This is a genomic window from Mycobacterium liflandii (assembly GCF_022354805.1).
In the GTDB taxonomy this organism is placed as follows: Bacteria; Actinomycetota; Actinomycetes; order Mycobacteriales; family Mycobacteriaceae; genus Mycobacterium; species Mycobacterium marinum.
This window is the reverse complement of the sequence record NZ_CP023138.1, coordinates 4,648,369-4,665,577: the sequence shown is the minus strand read 5'-3', so window position 1 is coordinate 4,665,577 and position 17,209 is coordinate 4,648,369. Positions and strand designations below refer to the sequence as shown.

The 17,209-nt window shown below is 64.8% G+C and carries 12 protein-coding genes and 2 pseudogenes; 8 read left to right on the top strand and 6 right to left on the bottom strand.

Annotation, left to right across the window (positions count from 1 at the left end):
* Positions 1-284 precede the first annotated feature (284 nt).
* A pseudogene (locus tag CKW46_RS20795) lies at positions 285-833 on the top strand (PPE family protein); the annotation flags it as partial.
* 29 nt (positions 834-862) lie between these two features.
* On the opposite strand, the pseudogene CKW46_RS20790 reads toward CKW46_RS20795, so the two are convergent.
* Together CKW46_RS20790 and CKW46_RS20785 are read right to left on the bottom strand one after the other, a co-directional pair.
* Positions 863-2,065 (bottom strand): annotated as a pseudogene (locus CKW46_RS20790) (ISAs1-like element IS2404/ISMul1 family transposase).
* 95 nt (positions 2,066-2,160) lie between these two features.
* Entirely contained in the window at positions 2,161-3,363 is a 1,203-nt protein-coding gene (locus CKW46_RS20785; protein WP_420891843.1) for an ISAs1-like element IS2404/ISMul1 family transposase, read from the bottom strand.
* 164 nt (positions 3,364-3,527) lie between these two features.
* On the opposite strand from CKW46_RS20785, the gene CKW46_RS20780 reads away from it, so the two are divergent.
* On the top strand, positions 3,528-4,283 hold the full coding sequence (locus CKW46_RS20780; protein WP_252872575.1) for a tryptophan 7-halogenase: 756 nt from the start codon (positions 3,528-3,530) through the stop codon (positions 4,281-4,283).
* Between the two features lie 102 nt (positions 4,284-4,385).
* Here CKW46_RS20780 and CKW46_RS20775 read toward each other — a convergent pair whose 3' ends face one another.
* Positions 4,386-6,329, bottom strand: a complete 1,944-nt coding sequence (locus tag CKW46_RS20775; RefSeq protein WP_482052337.1) for an acyl-CoA dehydrogenase family protein — start codon at positions 6,327-6,329, stop codon at positions 4,386-4,388.
* Positions 6,330-6,453: 124 nt separating this feature from the next.
* Between CKW46_RS20775 and CKW46_RS20770 the strand changes: the two genes are divergently transcribed.
* Both CKW46_RS20770 and CKW46_RS20765 read left to right on the top strand, forming a co-directional pair.
* Positions 6,454-7,188: a VIT1/CCC1 transporter family protein gene (locus CKW46_RS20770; RefSeq protein WP_012395253.1), complete on the top strand. Its 735-nt coding sequence runs from the start codon at positions 6,454-6,456 to the stop codon at positions 7,186-7,188.
* Positions 7,185-8,345, top strand: coding sequence for an esterase-like activity of phytase family protein (locus CKW46_RS20765; protein ID WP_015356439.1), 1,161 nt, complete (start codon positions 7,185-7,187; stop codon positions 8,343-8,345). The genes CKW46_RS20770 and CKW46_RS20765 overlap by 4 nt, the downstream gene beginning before the upstream one ends.
* Here CKW46_RS20765 and CKW46_RS20760 read toward each other — a convergent pair.
* Complete coding sequence (locus CKW46_RS20760) at positions 8,318-10,825, bottom strand: ABC transporter permease (protein ID WP_499018175.1); 2,508 nt, start codon at positions 10,823-10,825, stop codon at positions 8,318-8,320. The two genes, CKW46_RS20765 and CKW46_RS20760, sit on opposite strands and share 28 nt — an antisense overlap.
* A 166-nt stretch (positions 10,826-10,991) precedes the next feature.
* Entirely contained in the window at positions 10,992-11,468 is a 477-nt protein-coding gene (locus tag CKW46_RS20755) for a MarR family winged helix-turn-helix transcriptional regulator (protein WP_012395250.1), read from the bottom strand.
* A 118-nt stretch (positions 11,469-11,586) separates the two neighbouring features.
* On the opposite strand from CKW46_RS20755, the gene CKW46_RS20750 reads away from it, so the two are divergent.
* The gene (locus CKW46_RS20750) at positions 11,587-13,659 is read left to right on the top strand and encodes an ATP-binding cassette domain-containing protein (RefSeq protein ID WP_499018174.1); all 2,073 of its coding nucleotides are present in this window, start codon (positions 11,587-11,589) and stop codon (positions 13,657-13,659) included.
* Positions 13,656-14,516, top strand: coding sequence for a CbiQ family ECF transporter T component (locus tag CKW46_RS20745; protein ID WP_015356436.1), 861 nt, complete (start codon positions 13,656-13,658; stop codon positions 14,514-14,516). The genes CKW46_RS20750 and CKW46_RS20745 overlap by 4 nt, the downstream gene beginning before the upstream one ends.
* Here CKW46_RS20745 and CKW46_RS20740 read toward each other — a convergent pair.
* On the bottom strand, positions 14,513-14,965 hold the full coding sequence (locus CKW46_RS20740; protein ID WP_012395248.1) for an Rv2324 family transcriptional regulator: 453 nt from the start codon (positions 14,963-14,965) through the stop codon (positions 14,513-14,515). The genes CKW46_RS20745 and CKW46_RS20740 overlap by 4 nt on opposite strands.
* A 123-nt stretch (positions 14,966-15,088) precedes the next feature.
* Here CKW46_RS20740 and ddaH point away from each other — a divergent pair, with 123 nt between their 5' ends.
* Together ddaH and rocD are read left to right on the top strand one after the other, a co-directional pair.
* Positions 15,089-15,964, top strand: a complete 876-nt coding sequence (gene ddaH, locus CKW46_RS20735; RefSeq protein ID WP_011739434.1) for a dimethylargininase — start codon at positions 15,089-15,091, stop codon at positions 15,962-15,964.
* Complete coding sequence (rocD, locus tag CKW46_RS20730; RefSeq protein WP_117437139.1) at positions 15,961-17,205, top strand: ornithine--oxo-acid transaminase; 1,245 nt, start codon at positions 15,961-15,963, stop codon at positions 17,203-17,205. Before ddaH ends, rocD begins: the two co-directional genes overlap by 4 nt.
* Positions 17,206-17,209: the final 4 nt, after the last annotated feature.

The following is a 17,209-nucleotide window of genomic DNA, read 5'->3' as shown; positions in this document are numbered from 1 at the left end:
TTTGCCTTCCCAGCGGCCAGCAGCCCTAGCCGCGGCTGTTCGCGACCAGGGGCAGCCTCAAGGCCTCAAAGCTGTCAGGTATTGACGATCGGAGGAGCAGTGGTTCCTAGGGATGCGCGCCCGGTGGGCGCGGCGTCGTTGAGTGCTCTGTTGTTGGCGAGGCAGGGCAAGCTGGCCTCGCCGCCTGCTTGGGCAGATCCGTTGTCGTCAGCTTTGGCGGAACCGCGCACCCAGGGCAACGCACCCGCCCCGGACCGAGGAGCTATGACTTCAGGAGCCCCCTCGTGACGGCGTCTGTATGGATGGCTTCGCCGCTGGAAGTGCATTCGGCCTTGCTGAGCGCGGGCCCGGGCCCCGGCCCACTGTATGAGGCCGCAACGGCATGGACGGCACTTTCTGCCGAACACGCCTCGGTGGCAGAGGAGCACACCACCTTGCTGGGTGGAGCGGCCGCTACGTGGGAGGGGCCGAGCGCGCAGAGCTATGTCGATGCGCACGCGCCGTACCTAGCCTGGCTGACCACCACCAGCGCCGGCTACGCGGCGACGGCGGCCGAGCACGAGGTGGCGGCCGGGGCCTACACCAGCGCGCTGGCAACGATGCCGACACTGGCGGAGCTAGCCGTCAACCACACCACCCACACGGCGCTGGTCGCGACCAATTTCTTTGGGCTCAACACCATCCCCATCACGCTCAACGAAGCCGACTACGCACGGATGTGGATCCAAGCGGCCACCACCATGAGCGCCTATCAAGTCGTCTCGGGCACGAAACTGGCCTCGATGCCCCACACCACACCAGCCCCGCCGGTACTCAAGGCCGAAATCGGTACCCTCGCCGGCCAGGGCTCCGGCGTTGTTGATTAGCAGGCTTGTGAGCTGGGGAATTGTGGATTGAGGAGGTCTAGGTGGCGGTTGGCGGTCAAAGCGGTGATCCGGCAGGCTTCGGTGATGTTGTCGGCGCCGTTGAGGCGATGCAGATTGATCGCGGTGTTGCGTAGCGTTGCTAGGACCTGTGCGCCGTTTCCGGTATGTGCCCTTTGATGGTCTTCGTCGAAGGTGACGTCGCGTATCCAGTGCAGGCTGTTCTCGATTCCCCAGTGTTGACGCATCCAGGTCATGATCGCGGTAGGGCGGGCGTGCTCGAACGGCAGGCTGCAGATGGCATAGACCACCTCCACGCTGCGCTGGTCGGTGGCGGTGATCAAGCGTTCACGAGTGATCCGGATGATTTGTTTTGCGTAGGGGAAGCCGATTCCTCGTGCAGCGGTGATGATTTGCAGGGTGCGGGTCTCGACACGGCCGTGGCCGCGGGAGTCGTCGGTAGCGGCTGTGGGCACCTCGGCCCAGGGCAGCGCGGTGATACGCGCAAGTATTTTGGCTTGGTTGGACTTGACGATCATCAGGTAGTGCGACTTCAAGGTGGCGCAGATCAACTTCGCGGTGACGACCTGGGTATGCATCGCATCCACGGTGACCAGCCACCGCAAGCTACCCGGCAGCAGCGTGAGCAGGGCACGTACGCAGGGAATTTCATTGCTTTTCTCGGCGACAGCGAGTTGACCGAGCACCAATCGGGCACGGTGGGCGAACACCGACACGAGATGCGTGGCTGTCGCTTTGGCGCGTAAAGCACCACGCAGCATCTTGCCGTCCAACGCGATCGGCACCAATCCACTGGGGTCGCTGCTGGCCACGTGTGCAGTGAAGTAACTGCCCATCCTGGCGTTGAGGTCGGCGGGGTCTAGCCGAGACAAAACATCGCGGAAGGTCTTCTCACTGGGCCGCCGGAACCGGACCCCTAATTAGGCCAACACATCATCGGGAGCGGTGGCCGCCCATGTAGCAAAAACAGCATAGCCGCGCATCCCCGCGGCAGTGGCCAGAACCGCGATCGCCAACAAAGCCATCAGCGAATACCTCCGACCGCGTGGGTCCCTCGGGTCTGGCACCGAGGCCAACACATCGAGAAACTCCGATCCGATGAGCTCGCTGCGCTCACCAGGACTCCAGCGGTCGAACACCTCTGGAACCGACGACACAGGCAATACTGAAACGGTAGGCACGGGCAACTCCAGACCAACGACGAACAGTAACCAACTCGATCGTTCTCCAGATAGCCCGTGCCTACACTCCGGCCCCAGGGCTCCGGCGTTGTTGATTAGCAGGCTTGTGAGCTGGGGAATTGTGGATTGAGGAGGTCTAGGCGGCGGTTGGCGGTCAAAGCGGTGATCCGGCAGGCTTCGGCGATGTTGTCGGCGCCGTTGAGGCGGTGCAGATTGATCGCGGTGTTGCGTAGCGTTGCTAGGACCTGTGCGCCGTTTCCGGTATGTGCCCTTTGACGGTCTTCGTCGAAGGTGACGTCGCGTATCCAGTGCAGGCTGTTCTCGATTCCCCAGTGTTGACGCATCCAGGTCATGATCGCGGTAGGGCGGGCGTGCTCGAACGGCAGGCTGCAGATGGCATAGACCACCTCCACGCTGCGCTGGTCGGTGGCGGTGATCAAACGTTCACGAGTGATCCGGATGATTTGTTTTGCGTAGGGGAAGCCGATTCCTCGTACAGCGGTGATGATTTGCAGGGTGCGGGTCTCGACACGGCCGTGGCCGCGGGAGTCGTCGGTAGCGGCTGCGGGCACCTCGGCCCAGGGCAGCGCGGTGATACGCGCAAGTATTTTGGCTTGGTTGGACTTGACGATCATCAGGTAGTGCGACTTCAAGGTGGCGCAGATCAACTTCGCGGTGACGACCTGGGTATGCATCGCATCCACGGTGACCAGCCACCGCAAGCTACCCGGCAGCAGCGTGAGCAGGGCACGTACGCAGGGAATTTCATTGCTTTTCTCGGCGACAGCGAGTTGACCGAGCACCAATCGGGCACGGTGGGCGAACACCGACACGAGATGCGTGGCTGTCGCTTTGGCGCGTAAAGCACCACGCAGCATCTTGCCGTCCAACGCGATCGGCACCAATCCACTGGGGTCGCTGCTGGCCACGTGTGCAGTGAAGTAACTGCCCATCCTGGCGTTGAGGTCGGCGGGGTCTAGCCGAGACAAAACAGCGCGGAAGGTCTTCTCACTGGGCCGCCGGAACCGGACCCCTAATTGGGCCAACACATCATCGGGAGCGGTGGCCGCCCATGTAGCAAAAACAGCATAGCCGCGCATCCCCGCGGCAGTGGCCAGAACCGCGATCGCCAACAAAGCCATCAGCGAATACCTCCGACCGCGTGGGTCCCTCGGGTCTGGCACCGAGGCCAACACATCGAGAAACTCCGATCCGATGAGCTCGCTGCGCTCACCAGGACTCCAGCGGTCGAACACCTCTGGAACCGACGACACAGGCAATACTGAAACGGTAGGCACGGGCAACTCCAGACCAACGACGAACAGTAACCAACTCGATCGTTCTCCAGATAGCCCGTGCCTACACTCCGGCCCCAATAGCGCGGCACCAAAGATCATCAACCCAGCTCACAAGCCTGCTAATCAATAACGCCGGAGCCCTGGGTCGGTTCGGGTCGGGATATGTGTACTCCAGTCAATTCGCATCACAAGACGAGGCCATTCGCGACTTCTGCAACTTGTGGCAATTCGACCCGGAAGACACGCCGCTGAACAAGATTCGGTTCCGGGTGGGACGCAACCGCCGGTCGTGGGTGAAGAACGTGGTGAGCGTCGGCCTCTCCTCGTGCTTCCTGGAGCCGTTGGAGTCGACCGGAATTTTTTTGATCTACGCGGCCCTATACCAGTTGGCCAAGCACTTCCCGGACCGCCGCTTTGACCCGGTGCTCATCGATCGGTTCAACCGAAAGATCGATACCCTATTCGACGAGACCCGCGATTTCCTGCAGGCTCACTTCTACTTCTCGCCTCGCACCGATACCGAATTCTGGCGCGCCAACAAGGAACTCACGTTGACCGATTCCATCAAGGAGAAGGTTGCGATGTACAAGGCGGGCGTGCCGGTCAATCCGCCAATTGCCACGGAGTCGTCGTACTACTCGAACTTCGACGCGGAGTTCGAGAACTTCTGGACCAACGGCAGCTACTACTGCATTTTCGCCGGTCTGGGGGTGCTGCCTGATCACACACTGCCGGCGATCAACTACCAGTCGGAGGCTATCCACGAAGCGGATGCGCTGTTCCTCGATGTGAAGCAAAAGCAGCGGCATCTGGTTGAAACGTGTTGCCCTCCAACTACGAGTATCTGCTCAAGCTCCACGGCAAGGACATGGAGCCCAACGATCCGATGGAGCCAGAAGTCACGTTCGTCGCCTGAGTAGCCCGCTGGTCAACGACCAAATGGCTGGTCGGTGCGAGGCGTTCGGCCTCGGTCCCGCTACCCGGGGGCGGGGGACCGAGGCCGGACGCTGAGCGGTCCGATCTCAGTCAGGAAGATTCTCGGGATGCAGCATCTCGGCGTAACGCAGGGGCTTCGGGATGCCGAAACCGTCCACCAGCGTCCTGGCGTGCGGGCGCAGCACCCGGCATCGATCGTTGATGCCCCGGGTGACTGCCTTGGCGCGTTCGGTCGAGAGGTACCGGTGCTCGATGTACCACGCCTTGTCTTCCTCGATTACCGACAACGCGTACAAGTCGCAGACGACCCCCAATAGCTCGCGGGCCTGCTTGTCGGTGCATGACTCGATGCCGGCGACGAAAGCCTCGAGAACCACCCGGTCGATATGGGCCTGCGCGGCATGGAGCACGTGGTCCTGGACCGCGTTGAAGGCATCAAACGCCGACATCTCGTTGGATTTGTTCTGCAGCCGCCGAGCCACCGAGGACAACAGATAGTCTTCGCGATCTTCGAACATCTTGACTTGGGTGCCGCGGTTGAACAGGCTGCCTTCTTCTTCGTTGTCCTGGCGGGCGTCGACGATGCGCTGCATGATCGCTTCGGCCGCGGTGCGCTTCATCACCCGGTCGCCGACCGCGTTGGCCGCGAAACGCACCCACTCGACCGGGCTCATACTGCGGATGTCGTCGGCGTACGCGGTGAGCAGCTCCTTGGCGACCAGTTGGGTCAGCACGTGGTTGTCGCCTTCGAACGTGGTGAACACGTCGGTGTCGGCCCGCAACGCGATCAGCCGATTCTCGGCCATGTAGCCGGCGCCGCCGCACGCTTCGCGCGCTTCCTGAATGGCACGGCTGGCGTGCCAGGTGTTGGCGGCCTTCAGGCCGGCGGCGCGAGCCTCCAGTTCGCGCTGCTCTTCGGCGTCGGGGGAGTCCGTTGTCTGCAGGTCATGACATTTCGACACCAGTTCGTTCTGTGCGAACTGCAGCGCATACGAACGCGCGATCAGCGGGAACAGCCTGCGCTGGTGCATCAGGTAGTCCATGATCAGCACTTCGGTGTCGTCGTCATCGGGTGCACTGAACTGCCTGCGCTGCAACGCATATCGGGTGGCAATGTCCAGCGCAACCCGAGCGGCCGCGGCCGCGCTGCCGCCAACGGTGACCCGGCCACGGATCAGCGTGCCGATCATGGTGAAGAACCTGCGGTTGGGATTGTCGATTGGCGAGCTGTAGGTGCCGTCGGTGGCCACGTCGCCGTACCTGTTCAGCAGGTTCACCCGGGGAATCCGAACGTGATCAAAGGTGATGTGGCCGTTGTCGACGCCCGGCAGCCCACCCTTGTAGTGGCAGTCCGAGGTCGTCACACCTGGCAGATCGTTGCCGTCCTCGTCGCGGATCGGAACCAAGAAACAGTGCACCCCGTGATTGGCTTGTTCGCCGTCGATCTGAGTGATCAGCTGCGCGAAAACCGCTGCTATGGTTGCGGTTTCGGCCGCGCCGCCGATGTAGTCGTTGCGGGCGGTAGGGGTCGGGGAGTCGATGATGAACTCCTCGGTATCGGCGTCGTAGGTCGCCGTGGTTTCCAGTGACTGGACATCGCTGCCGTGTCCGGTCTCGGTCATCGCGAAGCAGCCGCGCAGCTGCAGGTCAATGATCTTTGGGACGTACTGTTCGTGGTGGCGCTCGGTGCCCAGATTTTCGACCGCGCCGCCGAACAGTCCCCATTGGACGCCCGCCTTGACCATCAGCGACAGGTCCGACATCGCCAGCATCTCGATCATGGTGATGGCCGCACCCACATTGCCGGTGCCGCCATGTTCTTTGTGGAAGCTGTCCTCGGCCGCTCCCGCCCCGGCCATGAATTTCATCTGTTCGGCAACCTTGGCGCGCGCGATGACGGTGTTCGGTGTGTAGTGCGGCCGGAATATCTCCAGGGTCAGTTGCTGCCGCATCTCGTTTTTCACGTCGCGGAACCGGCCGTCGAGGGCGTCGCGCAGATGTTTGGCTGTGTTGGTCATGTCCGGCGCCATACCCGAACCGTAGCTCGCTAAACCGGGGTGTGTGAGACACCAGCGTCTCGGGTTTGGTCCATCGGAGGCCGTCGGGGCCCATCCTGACCGATCAGCGGAGGCTGAGGTGGGTTTAGATATTGCGATGTCGACCCCAGAACCAACCGATTCCAATCACAACCCCGAATCGGCTCTCGACGTTGGGCACGCGCACTCCGATGTGAGCGGAGGCTGGTTGCGGGCCGCGGCTTTCGGCGCGATGGATGGTCTGGTCAGCAATACCAGCCTGATCGCCGGTGTCGCGGCGGCCGAGAGCGTTCACGCCACCATCGTCAGTGGCATCGCCGGATTGCTGGCGGGCGCGTTCTCCATGGCACTGGGGGAATTCACCTCGGTGACCACGGCCAACGAACAGATCGACTCCGAGGTGCATGTGGAACGTCGCGCGTTGCGTGCCCGTCCGCAAGCAGAACGGGCCGAGCTGGTCGCGATGTTGGTGGACATGGGGATGACCGAAAAGACCGCCCAGACCGCCACCGACGAGATCCATCGCGACGAGAACCGGGCGGTCAACTTCCATATGGTCGGAGAAATCGGTGTGCACCCGGCCGAGAAGCCATCCGCATCGGCGGCCGCGATCTCGTCTTTCGCGATGTTCGCCATCGGTGCGGTCATGCCGTTGATTCCCTACTTGCTGGGATTCGGCTCGTTGTCGGCTGGGTTGATTTTCGGTGGAGCCGGCCTGTTGATCGCCGGTGGTGTGACCGCGAGGTTCACCCGTAAAGCGATTTGGTGGAGCGCTTTTCGGCAATTGCTATTCGGCTCAGTCGCGGTCGCCGCGACCTATCTGGTTGGGCTGCTTATCGCTTCGGTGATGTGAAACCGTTTCTCGGCCGGCTGCTGGCCTGCTTGCTAGTGGGGTGCGTGTTGTGCCCCGCGGTCTTCGGTTGCGCCCCGACACATCAGCGGGGCGGGGTGCGCACCCCAGCTGCGTTGCTGAGCTATCTCGGCCAGGCGCAGATCCCGTTCGGAGCCAGCGTCGATGGCGCCGTGATCGGCGGACTCTCGGGCATCAGTTACGACGCCGACCGTCAGGTCTACTACGTGATCAGCGATGATCGTTCCGACCGGGGACCCGGCCGGTTCTTCACAATGCGGCTGGCGCTGTCGGACATCGGCGTCAGCGACATCACCGTCACCGGTGCGTATTCCTTGCTGGACCGCGACGGTAAGCCGTTCGGGCCGCTGAATCGCAGCAGCACGCCACCGGTGATTTCCCCTGATCCGGAAGGCATCGCCGTGGACACCGCCCGGCGGCGACTGTATTGGAGCTCCGAAGGTGAGCGACTCACCGATCGGCAATCGGGGCTGTTGGACCCGTGGATCCGGATAGCGGATCTGGACGGCCGATATCTGGGACAGTTCACCTTGCCGCCGAATCTGGCGGTGTCCGCCCAACGCACCGGGCCGCGCAACAATCAGGCGCTCGAGGGTCTGGCGCTGACACCCGACGGTCGGTCGCTGTACGCCGCGATGGAAGAACCGGGTTTGCAGGACGAGCCGCCGGCCAATACCGGCCGCCAAGTGCTGACGCGTTTCACCAAATTCGACGTGGAGACGGCCGCGCCCACCGCTCAGTACGCCTACCCCATGGAGCCGGCTGCATCGCCCGCGGTCCGCAACGGCGTCTCAGATCTGGTCGCCCTGTCGGATACGACGTTCTTGGTGGTGGAACGAACGGCGACGGTGCCTCCGGTCATCCGCATCTTCCGCGCCGAGATCGGTGCCGCGACGGACGTGCTGTCGATGCCAACGACTCACGGGACGCCGTTGACCCCGATGCGCAAGACGCTGGCCGCCGACCTGCCCGCCCTGGCCGGCACGGCGGCGGCCGCGGCATTGTCACCGCTGAACAACATCGAAGGAATCACGCTGGGACCGAAATTGGCGGACGGCCGTCAATCGGTGGTGCTGGTGAGTGACAACGACTTCTCACCCGCCAAGGTCACTCAACTCCTGCTGTGGGCGATGCCGTGATCTGCCGGGACGCCGGGAGCCCGTAGCCGGTAGCGGGCAAGTCCGGCTGCCACGACACCGAAGGTGACCAGCATGCCGATGTCGAAGGCCCACCAGCCCGCATAGTGCGCCCACACTTCATTGTGGGTGGCAAGCACGTCGACGCGGTGCAGATCAACCGTGGATGCGGTCGCCGCAAATCCCCAGTGGGCGGGGACAAACCACGCGATCTGGTCGAATCCCCAGGTTCCCACCAGCGGCACCAGGCCGCCGGCAAATAGTAAGGACGCCAGGATCACCGGTACCACCAGCGGCAAGACCTCGCGCAGCGAGCTGCCCAACGTCGAGAGCGTCAGCCCGATGATGGCGGACACGATGGTCGTGGCCGCCACGCTGGCATAGATCTCGACACCGGGGTTGGGGAGCAGCGCCGCGCCGTGCACCGGCTGGTCTTTGATGAGCAGAACGATGGCGGTGAGGATTGCGGCCTGAACGGCCGCGACCAGGCCGAACATGATGATCTTCCCGATCAGGTAGGCCGAAGCTGATAGCCCAACGGCCTGTTCACGGCGGAAAATCTGGCGCTCGCTGACCAGATCGCGAACGGTCAGGGCGGTGCCCATGAGCACCGCGGCGAAGTTGAGGGCCGCCAGGATCTCGACGGCTTCGTGGGGGTTGCCGCTGCCCGGGGGCGGTCTATCCAAGCCGGAATCGCCGGGAATCAGTAACGTCAGGGCACCCAACGCAAATGGCAGCAGCGCCAGGAAAACGAAGTACAGCCGGCTGGCGAGGAAAACCCGCACCTGGCGGCGAAGTATCAGGCGGACTTGCGCGCCGAAGGTGAGTTCGGCGGGGCGCCGTTCGGGTTCGAGCACCGACGGTGGTGTCGGTGACACCGACGCGCGTAGCCGGTTCTGAAACGATTGATGCGCGGCCTGCGGATCGGCACTGACCCGCGCGAAGATGTCCGGCCAGCTGGCGGTGCCCATCGTCGATTCGATCTGGACGGGAGGCCCGGCGAACGCCAAGGTCCCGGCCGGGGTAAGCAGCAGCACCTGGTCACACATGTTCAGGTGGGCCAGCGGCATGGATGCGACCACGACGACGCACCCGAGATCGGCCTGGCGGCGCAGCATGGCCAGCACATGCATCTCCTGCGCCGGGTTCAGCCCGGCGCTCGGTTCGTCGACCACCAGCAACGACGGTCGGGTGATGAGTTCGATTGCTATCGCCGCGCACCGTCGCTCGTCGGGTGTCAGTTTGGCCACCCGGGTGGCGCGTTGCGCGGTCAACTCGACTTCGTCGAGAACCTGGTTCACCACGCGCCGGCGATTGTCGGCCGAGGTGTCTGGTGGCAGCCGCATCCTGGCGGCATAACTCAGCGCCTGTTCGAGGGTCAGCCGCGGATGTACCCGGTTGTCCCGCGTTACCACCCCAATGCGCGACCGCATCGATTCCGGTTCGGCCGCGACGTCGTGACCATCGACGGTCAGGACACCGTCGCTGAGCGGTCGGGTGCGGGCCAGTAGCCCGGCCAGGCTGGAGTTGCGGGCTCGCGACGGGCCGACCACGGCGATCAACGAGCCTGGGCGCGTCGTGAATGAGACGTCCGAGATCAGCTCGTGCCCGTCGACGGTGAGCCCCAATTGATATGCCGCCACGCCGATCGTGCGTGCGCCGGGCTTGAGCGGCAATCGGTTGGTCGACGGCAACTCGCCGGTGCCGGTGCCGGTGCTGGAACCGGAGTCGGAGGCGGAGGCGGAGGCGGAGTCGGTTTCGGCACGGCCGGGCAGCAGCTTGCGGGTGGCGTCGATCATCCGCTCCACCAGGCCCCGGCTCTTGGGCTGTTCCTCGCCCTCGGACGCAGCTGGTGCCGACGCCGCGGGTAACTCGGGGGTCGGCGGCGTCGGAGAGGACTGTGATGGCGGACGCGGTGGTGATGGCGGTGCTGGTGGGTGCGGTGGCATCGGGGGAGGGGCCGCGGGTGCGCCCAGGGGTGCCAACCGGATTGGCCGGGTCGCCCGCTCGAACGTCGACGGTGCCGGCGGTGGCGTGGCGATTCGTTGGGTCGCCGATGCGGTGGGAAGTTGCTGGGTGACCGACTCCGTCGGTTTGCTCGGGGGGACGGGCTGCGGCGGGGCGGGCTCGGCCCGGGCGGGACGCGGCGGCGGATGCCCCGGGCCTCGTGGCGGATCGGCAGGTAGCGATCGCGCTCCGGCGGCAGCGGTGACCTGGAAGCGCAGCGGCGTTCCATGGTGGGGATCGCCGACGGTGATCGTGAGGCCGTCACGGATGTCGACGGTCGCCAACCGCGCTCCGTCAACGAACATGCCGTTGCGGCTTTGATCGATGGCCACCCAACGATTGCCGGCGAATCGCAGTGCCAGTTCCGGGGTTGGCCGGTCAAAGGTGTCAAAGGGTGCCGGGCCATCCAGGCGGATATCGAACTTGTTCCCGTAACCCACCAATGCGTCGCGGCCCGGAGCAAAGACGTAGCGCATCGATCCGAGCCACACAGTCAGAGGGAAACCGTTCGGTATCAAGATGCCTCGGTCCGCATGCCCGCCACCTTCCGTCACCGATCGCGTCCAGCTCCCCGGCCAACCGGTCTGGAACTAAGTGTGTACCCGCTGGACGGGTCTATCCATCCAGGATGCACCGCGTCGGTCAGAGGGTGTTGCGGCCTGGCGTGGCGGCCGCATTGTCCAGCAGGCGGCGCAGCACCTCGACCGCATCCGCGAGCACCTGGCGGTCCGACGGCTCGAGCCGGGCCAGCTGCGGTTCGATAGCGGCGGCCCGGTCGGTTCGCACCGCGCTCAATGTGCGCATTCCCTCTGGCGTAATACGAATCCGGACGGCGCGGGCGTCGCCCGGGTCGACGGTTCGGGTCACCATTCCGGCGTCTTCGAGCCGACGCACCTGAGTGGTCATCGTGGGCTGCGAGCAGTGGTCGACAGCGGCCAGGTCGCCGATGCGGGCTTCGCCCTGGGCCTCGATGGTCGCGAGCAGCCGTGCCTGAGCGGAGGGCAGCGGCATCTGGATGCGCTGCGTTGCCAGCCGATTCAGCCGCGCGACGACGGCCAGCAGATCTGCTCCAAGGCCGTGCGCAACCTGGGCTTGGTTGGCTGTGGCTGATGAGGTCATGTTCCTATCGTTTCATAGCTTTGCTAAGTGCCGCTAATCGTGGGGCCCATCACATCAAACCAGTGTATGGCGGTGTGCTGCGGCGCCCCGCCGGCCCGAGGCTGGCAGAATCGATGAAATGACCGCGTCAGCCCCGCTTGCGCCGCCCCACCGAGGCGGGCCGCTCCGGCCGGGCGAATTGGCGCAGGCCTCGGTGATGGCCGCGCTATGCGCGGTGACCGCGATCATTTCTGTCGTCGTTCCGTTTGCCGCCGGACTGGCGTTGCTGGGCACCGTCCCCACCGGATTGCTGGCCTACCGCTACCGCTCGCGGGTGCTGGTTGCGGCCACGGTCGCCGCGGGGGTGATCGCTTTTCTGATCGCCGGACTGGGCGGATTCATGGGGGTGGTGCACAGCGCCTACATCGGTGGCCTGACCGGAATCGTGAAACGCAAGGGGCGCGGCACACCGACGGTGATCGTCTCGTCCCTGATCGCCGGATTGGCGTTCGGCTCGGCCATGGTTGGCATGTTGGCGGCGCTGACGCGGTTGCGGCACCTGATTTTCAAGGTGATGACCGCCAACGTGGAGGGGCTCTCCTCGTTCATGGCGCGGATGGGCATGGAGGGCGCCGCCGAGGATCTGAAGCGCTACTTCGCCGAGGGTCTGTATTATTGGCCGTGGGTGCTGCTCGGCTACTTCACCGTCGCGATCATGGTGGTCTCGCTGATCGGGTGGTGGGCGCTGTCGCGCCTGCTGGAGCGGATGCGCGGAATCCCCGATGTGCACAAGTTGGACGCACCCGTGGACGGCGAAGCGACCTCGATCGAGCCGGTCCCGGTGCGGCTGGACAAGGTGCGCTTCCGCTATCCCGGTGCCGGACAAGATGCGCTGCGTGAGGTCAGCCTCGACGTTCGCGTCGGCGAACACATCGCGATCACCGGGGCCAATGGTTCCGGGAAGACCACGCTGATGCTGATCCTGGCGGGGCGGGAGCCGACCTCGGGCACTGTGGAGCGGCCGGGCGCGGTGGGTCTGGGCAAGCTCGGCGGCACGGCGGTGGTACTGCAGCATCCGGAAAGTCAGGTGCTGGGTACCCGGGTGGCCGACGACGTGGTGTGGGGTCTGCCGCCGGGCACCAAGATCGATGTCGACCAGCAACTTGCGGAGGTGGGCCTAGAGGGGCTCGCGGAACGCGAGACCGGCAGTCTGTCCGGCGGTGAACTGCAGCGACTGGCATTGGCGGCGGCGCTGGCCAAGGAGCCGGCGATGCTGATCGCCGATGAGGTCACCACCATGGTCGACCAGCAAGGCCGCGAAGCGCTGCTGCGGGTGCTGTCCGGTCTGACGAAACGGCACCGCACCGCCCTGGTGCACATCACGCACTACAACAACGAGGCCGACTCCGCCGACCGCACGGTCGACTTGAGCGAATCGCCGGATAACGCCGAGATGGTCGAGACCGCGCCGGTGCCCGCGCCGGCTGTGGCGGTGAGCGTCGGAGTGCAGCGGCCGGCGCTCGAACTCATCGGCGTCGGCCACGAGTACAACATCGGCACCCCGTGGGCCAAGACCGCGCTGCGCGATCTCAACTTTGTGGTGGAGCAGGGCGACGGCGTGCTGATCCATGGCGGTAACGGCTCTGGCAAGTCGACGCTGGCTTGGGTGATGGCCGGGCTGACCGTCCCCACCACCGGCGCCTGCCTGCTGGATGGTCGGCCCACCCACGAGCAGGTGGGTGCGGTCGCGTTGTCGTTCCAGGCGGCGCGCCTGCAGCTGATGCGTAGCCGGGTCGATCTGGAAGTCGCTTCGGCGGCCGGCTTCTCGGCCCGCGACGAGGACCGGGTGGCCGCGGCGCTGAGCGTGGTTGGGCTCGATCCCACACTGGCCAAGCGCAGCATTGATCAGCTCAGTGGCGGGCAGATGCGCCGTGTGGTGCTGGCCGGACTTCTGGCGTGCTCGCCGCGGGCGTTGATCCTTGATGAGCCGCTGGCCGGGCTGGACGCCACCAGCCAGCGTGGATTGCTGCGCCTGCTGGAAGACCTGCGCCGGGAACAGGGTCTGACGGTGGTGGTTATTTCGCACGACTTCGCCGGCATGGACGAGCTTTGCCCGCGGACGTTGCATCTGAACAACGGTGTCATGGAACCGGTCTCGACGACCGCCGCCGGAGGACTTGGGGGCCGAACAGGGGCAGGGGGCAAGCCATGACTGTTTCGTCGCCGAGCGCCTCGGCTACCCCAGAACGTGGCTCCCGGCGCGCCGCGCGACCGGTGGTATTGCTGGTGCCGGTGCCGCGCGGGTCTGCCATCCACGACCTGTGGGCCGGCACCAAGCTTCTGGTGGTTTTCGCGATCTCGGTGCTGCTGACGTTTTATCCGGGATGGGTCACCATCGGGTTGATGGCGGCGCTGGTGCTGGTGGCGGCCTGGATCGCGCACATTCCTCGCGGTGCGGTGCCATCGATGCCGCGCTGGCTTTTTGTCGTCCTCGCGTTTGGTGGGCTGACGGCTGCGTTGGCCGGCGGTGATCCGATGGTCTCGGTGGGCGGTGTCGAGCTCGGTCTGGGCGGAGCGTTGAATTTCTTGCGGATCACCGCGCTGTCGATCGTGCTGCTCGCGTTGGGGGCGATGGTTTCCTGGACCACCAATGTCGCCGAAATCGGGCCCGCGGTCGCGACTTTGGGCCGGCCCCTGCGGCTGCTGCGGATCCCGGTTGACGAATGGGCGGTGGTTCTGGCGCTGGCGCTGCGCGCTTTTCCGATGCTCATCGACGAATTTCAGTTGCTCTACGCTGCCCGCCGGCTGAGGCCCAGACCGATGCCGGTGACGCGCAAGGCGCGCCGGCAGCGGCGCGGGATGGAAGTGATCGACCTGCTGGCGGCGGCGATCACCGTGACGTTGCGCCGGGCGGACGAGATGGGCGACGCGATCACCGCGCGCGGTGGCACCGGTCAGCTGTCGGCGAACCCCACGCGGCCGAAACTGGGGGACTGGGTGACACTGGCGATCACGGCCGCAAACAGCGGTGCCGCAGTGGTCATCGAGACGATGCTGCACGCCGCTTAGGGCTGGGGCCTCATCCGGTCGATCAGGTTCGACAGCACGACGACGCTTTCACTGCGTTCGATGTCGGCACTCGATCTGATGCGTTCGAGCGCGGTCTCGAGGTGGCCCATGTCGCGGGCCAGTACGTGCAGGATGGCATCCGACGTGCCGGTCACGGTGGCCGCGCTGACCACCTCGTGGATATCTATCCACGCCGCCTGCAGCTGATCGGGCGCAATCCTGCCGTGGCAGAACACCTGGACATAAGCCTCGGTATGCCAGCCGAGCGCGTTGCGATCGACGATGGTGGTGAAGCCCTTGATCACGCCGTTGTCGATCATCCGGTCGACCCGGCGTTTCACCGCCGGTGCGGACAGATTCACCTTCTGTCCGATCTCGGCGAAAGTGGCCCGGGCATGGTCGGTCAGCTCGACCAGAATGCGGTCGTCGGTGTCGTCCAGGTGATCCATGTCACCCCTCTCGTCTCGGCGCGCAACAGATCGCTATACATGGGAATCTAGCGCAACATATTGATGGTCGACGCGCAATGATCATCGTTTGATTGTGCAAGAAAGGGCAAATATCTTTGTTTCATGACGGATTACTATGTCGCTGCGGCGGGCACACCGGCGGGCGCGCCGGCACGGCAAGAGTCCAGCAAGCGCACCCGGGCGGCCAGCCCGCGGCGCTATGCCATGACCCCCCCATCGTTTTTCGCGGTCGAATATGCGATCAACCCGTGGATGGACACCACGACGCCGGTTGACGCGGGGGTCGCGCTCGCAGAGTGGGAGCAACTGCGCCAGACCTATCTGCGGCTGGGCCACCAGGTGGAGTTGGTCGAGCCCGAGCCCGGGCTGCCGGACATGGTGTACGCCGCCAACGGCGGGTTCATCGGAAACGACATCGCCATCGTCGCCAAGTTCCGGTTCGCCGAGCGGGCCGGTGAGTCCAAGGCCTACGCCCGCTGGATGTCGGCCATGGGATATCGGCCGGTGTCGACTCGGCATGTCAACGAAGGTCAGGGGGACCTGCTGCGGGTCGGCGAAATGGTGTTGGCGGGATATGGCTTTCGCACCGATCCGCGCTCGCACGCCGAAATCGCGGCCGCACTGCGCATGCCGGTGATCTCGCTCGAGCTCGTCGATCCTCGTTTCTATCACCTGGATACGGTGCTGGCTGTTCTGGACGACCACACCATCGCGTATTACCCGCCGGCCTTCAGTGCGGCGGCACGCGACCAGCTGCAGGCGCTGTTTCCCGACGCGATCCTGGTGAGCAGTGCAGACGCCTACGCCTTCGGCCTCAATGCCGTGTCGGATGGGTGCAACGTCGTAATACCCGCTGCGGCGACAGGTTTTGCGCTGCAGCTTAGTGAGGCCGGTTTCGAGCCGATCGGCGTCGATTTGTCCGAGCTGCTCAAGGGCGGCGGTTCCGTGAAGTGCTGCACATTGGAGGTACATCCATGACGATTCTCGACGCTCCGGTTTCGGTGGAGGTCGATGAAACCGGCGACGCGATTGCGTTGGTCGAAAAGCATGCCGCGCACAATTACTCGCCGCTGCCGGTGGTGGCGGCCAGTGCCGAGGGTGCCTGGATCACCGATGTCGAGGGCCGGCGTTACCTGGATTGTCTGTCTGCGTACTCCGCGGTCAATTTCGGGCACTGCAATCCCGAGATCATCGCAACGGCGCATGCCCAACTCGACACCGTGACGCTGGTGAGTCGCGCCTTTCACTCCGACCGCCTCGGGCCGTTCTGCGCGGCGCTGTCCGAGCTGTGCGGCAAAGACATGGTGTTGCCGATGAACTCGGGTGCCGACGCCGTGGAGAGCGGCCTGAAGGTTGCCCGCAAATGGGGAGCCGACGTCAAAGGCGTTCCCGAGGGCCAGGCCAACATCGTCGTGGCGGACAACAATTTTCATGGGCGCACCATCAGCATTGTGAGTTTCTCGTCCGATCCCGTTGCCCGTGGTGGATTCGGGCCGTTCACGCCGGGTTTTCGTTCGGTGCCGTTCGGCGATTCCACCGCACTGGCGCGGGCGATCGATGAGAACACCGTTGCGGTGCTGCTCGAGCCGATCCAAGGGGAGGCGGGCATCGTCGTTCCACCGGATGACTATCTGCCCGACGTTCGTGCGCTGTGCTCGGAGCACAACGTGCTGATGATCGCCGACGAAATCCAGTCCGGACTGGGCCGCACGGGTTACACCTTCGCTTGTGACTATTGGGATGTGGTGCCCGATGTGTTCTTGCTGGGCAAGGCGCTTGGCGGTGGGGTGGTTCCGCTGTCGGCGGTGGTCGCCGACCGTGATGTCCTCGGGGTGCTCAATCCCGGCGAACACGGCTCGACATTCGGCGGCAACCCGTTGGCCGCGGCGATCGGTACCACGGTGGTCTCGATGCTGGAGCGCGGTGAATTCCAATCCCGTTCGGCCGAGCTGGGGGCCCGGTTGCACGCGCGGCTGGGTGCGCTGATCGGTGAGGGTGTGCTCGAGGTGCGGGGCCTTGGCCTGTGGGCCGGTGTCGACGTCGACCCGGCGTTGGCCACCGGCAAGGAGATCAGTTTATGCCTCGCCGATCGCGGTGTGTTGGTCAAGGATACCCACGGCTCCACGCTGCGGTTTGCGCCGCCGCTGGTGATTACTGCCCAGGAAATCGACTGGGCTGTTCGGCAGTTCGCTGCGGTATTGCGGGAAGCAGGCTCATAATCAG

Bases quoted from the DNA above. Each gene is read 5' to 3' on its own strand.
- CKW46_RS20775 (WP_482052337.1), bottom strand. From the start codon at position 6,329: ATGGCGCCGGACATGACCAACACAGCCAAACATCTGCGCGACGCCCTC.
- CKW46_RS20770 (WP_012395253.1), top strand. From the start codon at position 6,454: ATGTCGACCCCAGAACCAACCGATTCCAATCACAACCCCGAATCGGCT.
- CKW46_RS20760 (WP_499018175.1), bottom strand. From the start codon at position 10,825: ATGCGCTACGTCTTTGCTCCGGGCCGCGACGCATTGGTGGGTTACGGG.
- CKW46_RS20755 (WP_012395250.1), bottom strand. From the start codon at position 11,468: ATGACCTCATCAGCCACAGCCAACCAAGCCCAGGTTGCGCACGGCCTT.
- CKW46_RS20750 (WP_499018174.1), top strand. From the start codon at position 11,587: ATGACCGCGTCAGCCCCGCTTGCGCCGCCCCACCGAGGCGGGCCGCTC.
- CKW46_RS20745 (WP_015356436.1), top strand. From the start codon at position 13,656: ATGACTGTTTCGTCGCCGAGCGCCTCGGCTACCCCAGAACGTGGCTCC.
- CKW46_RS20740 (WP_012395248.1), bottom strand. From the start codon at position 14,965: ATGGATCACCTGGACGACACCGACGACCGCATTCTGGTCGAGCTGACC.
- ddaH (WP_011739434.1), top strand. From the start codon at position 15,089: ATGACGGATTACTATGTCGCTGCGGCGGGCACACCGGCGGGCGCGCCG.
- rocD (WP_117437139.1), top strand. From the start codon at position 15,961: ATGACGATTCTCGACGCTCCGGTTTCGGTGGAGGTCGATGAAACCGGC.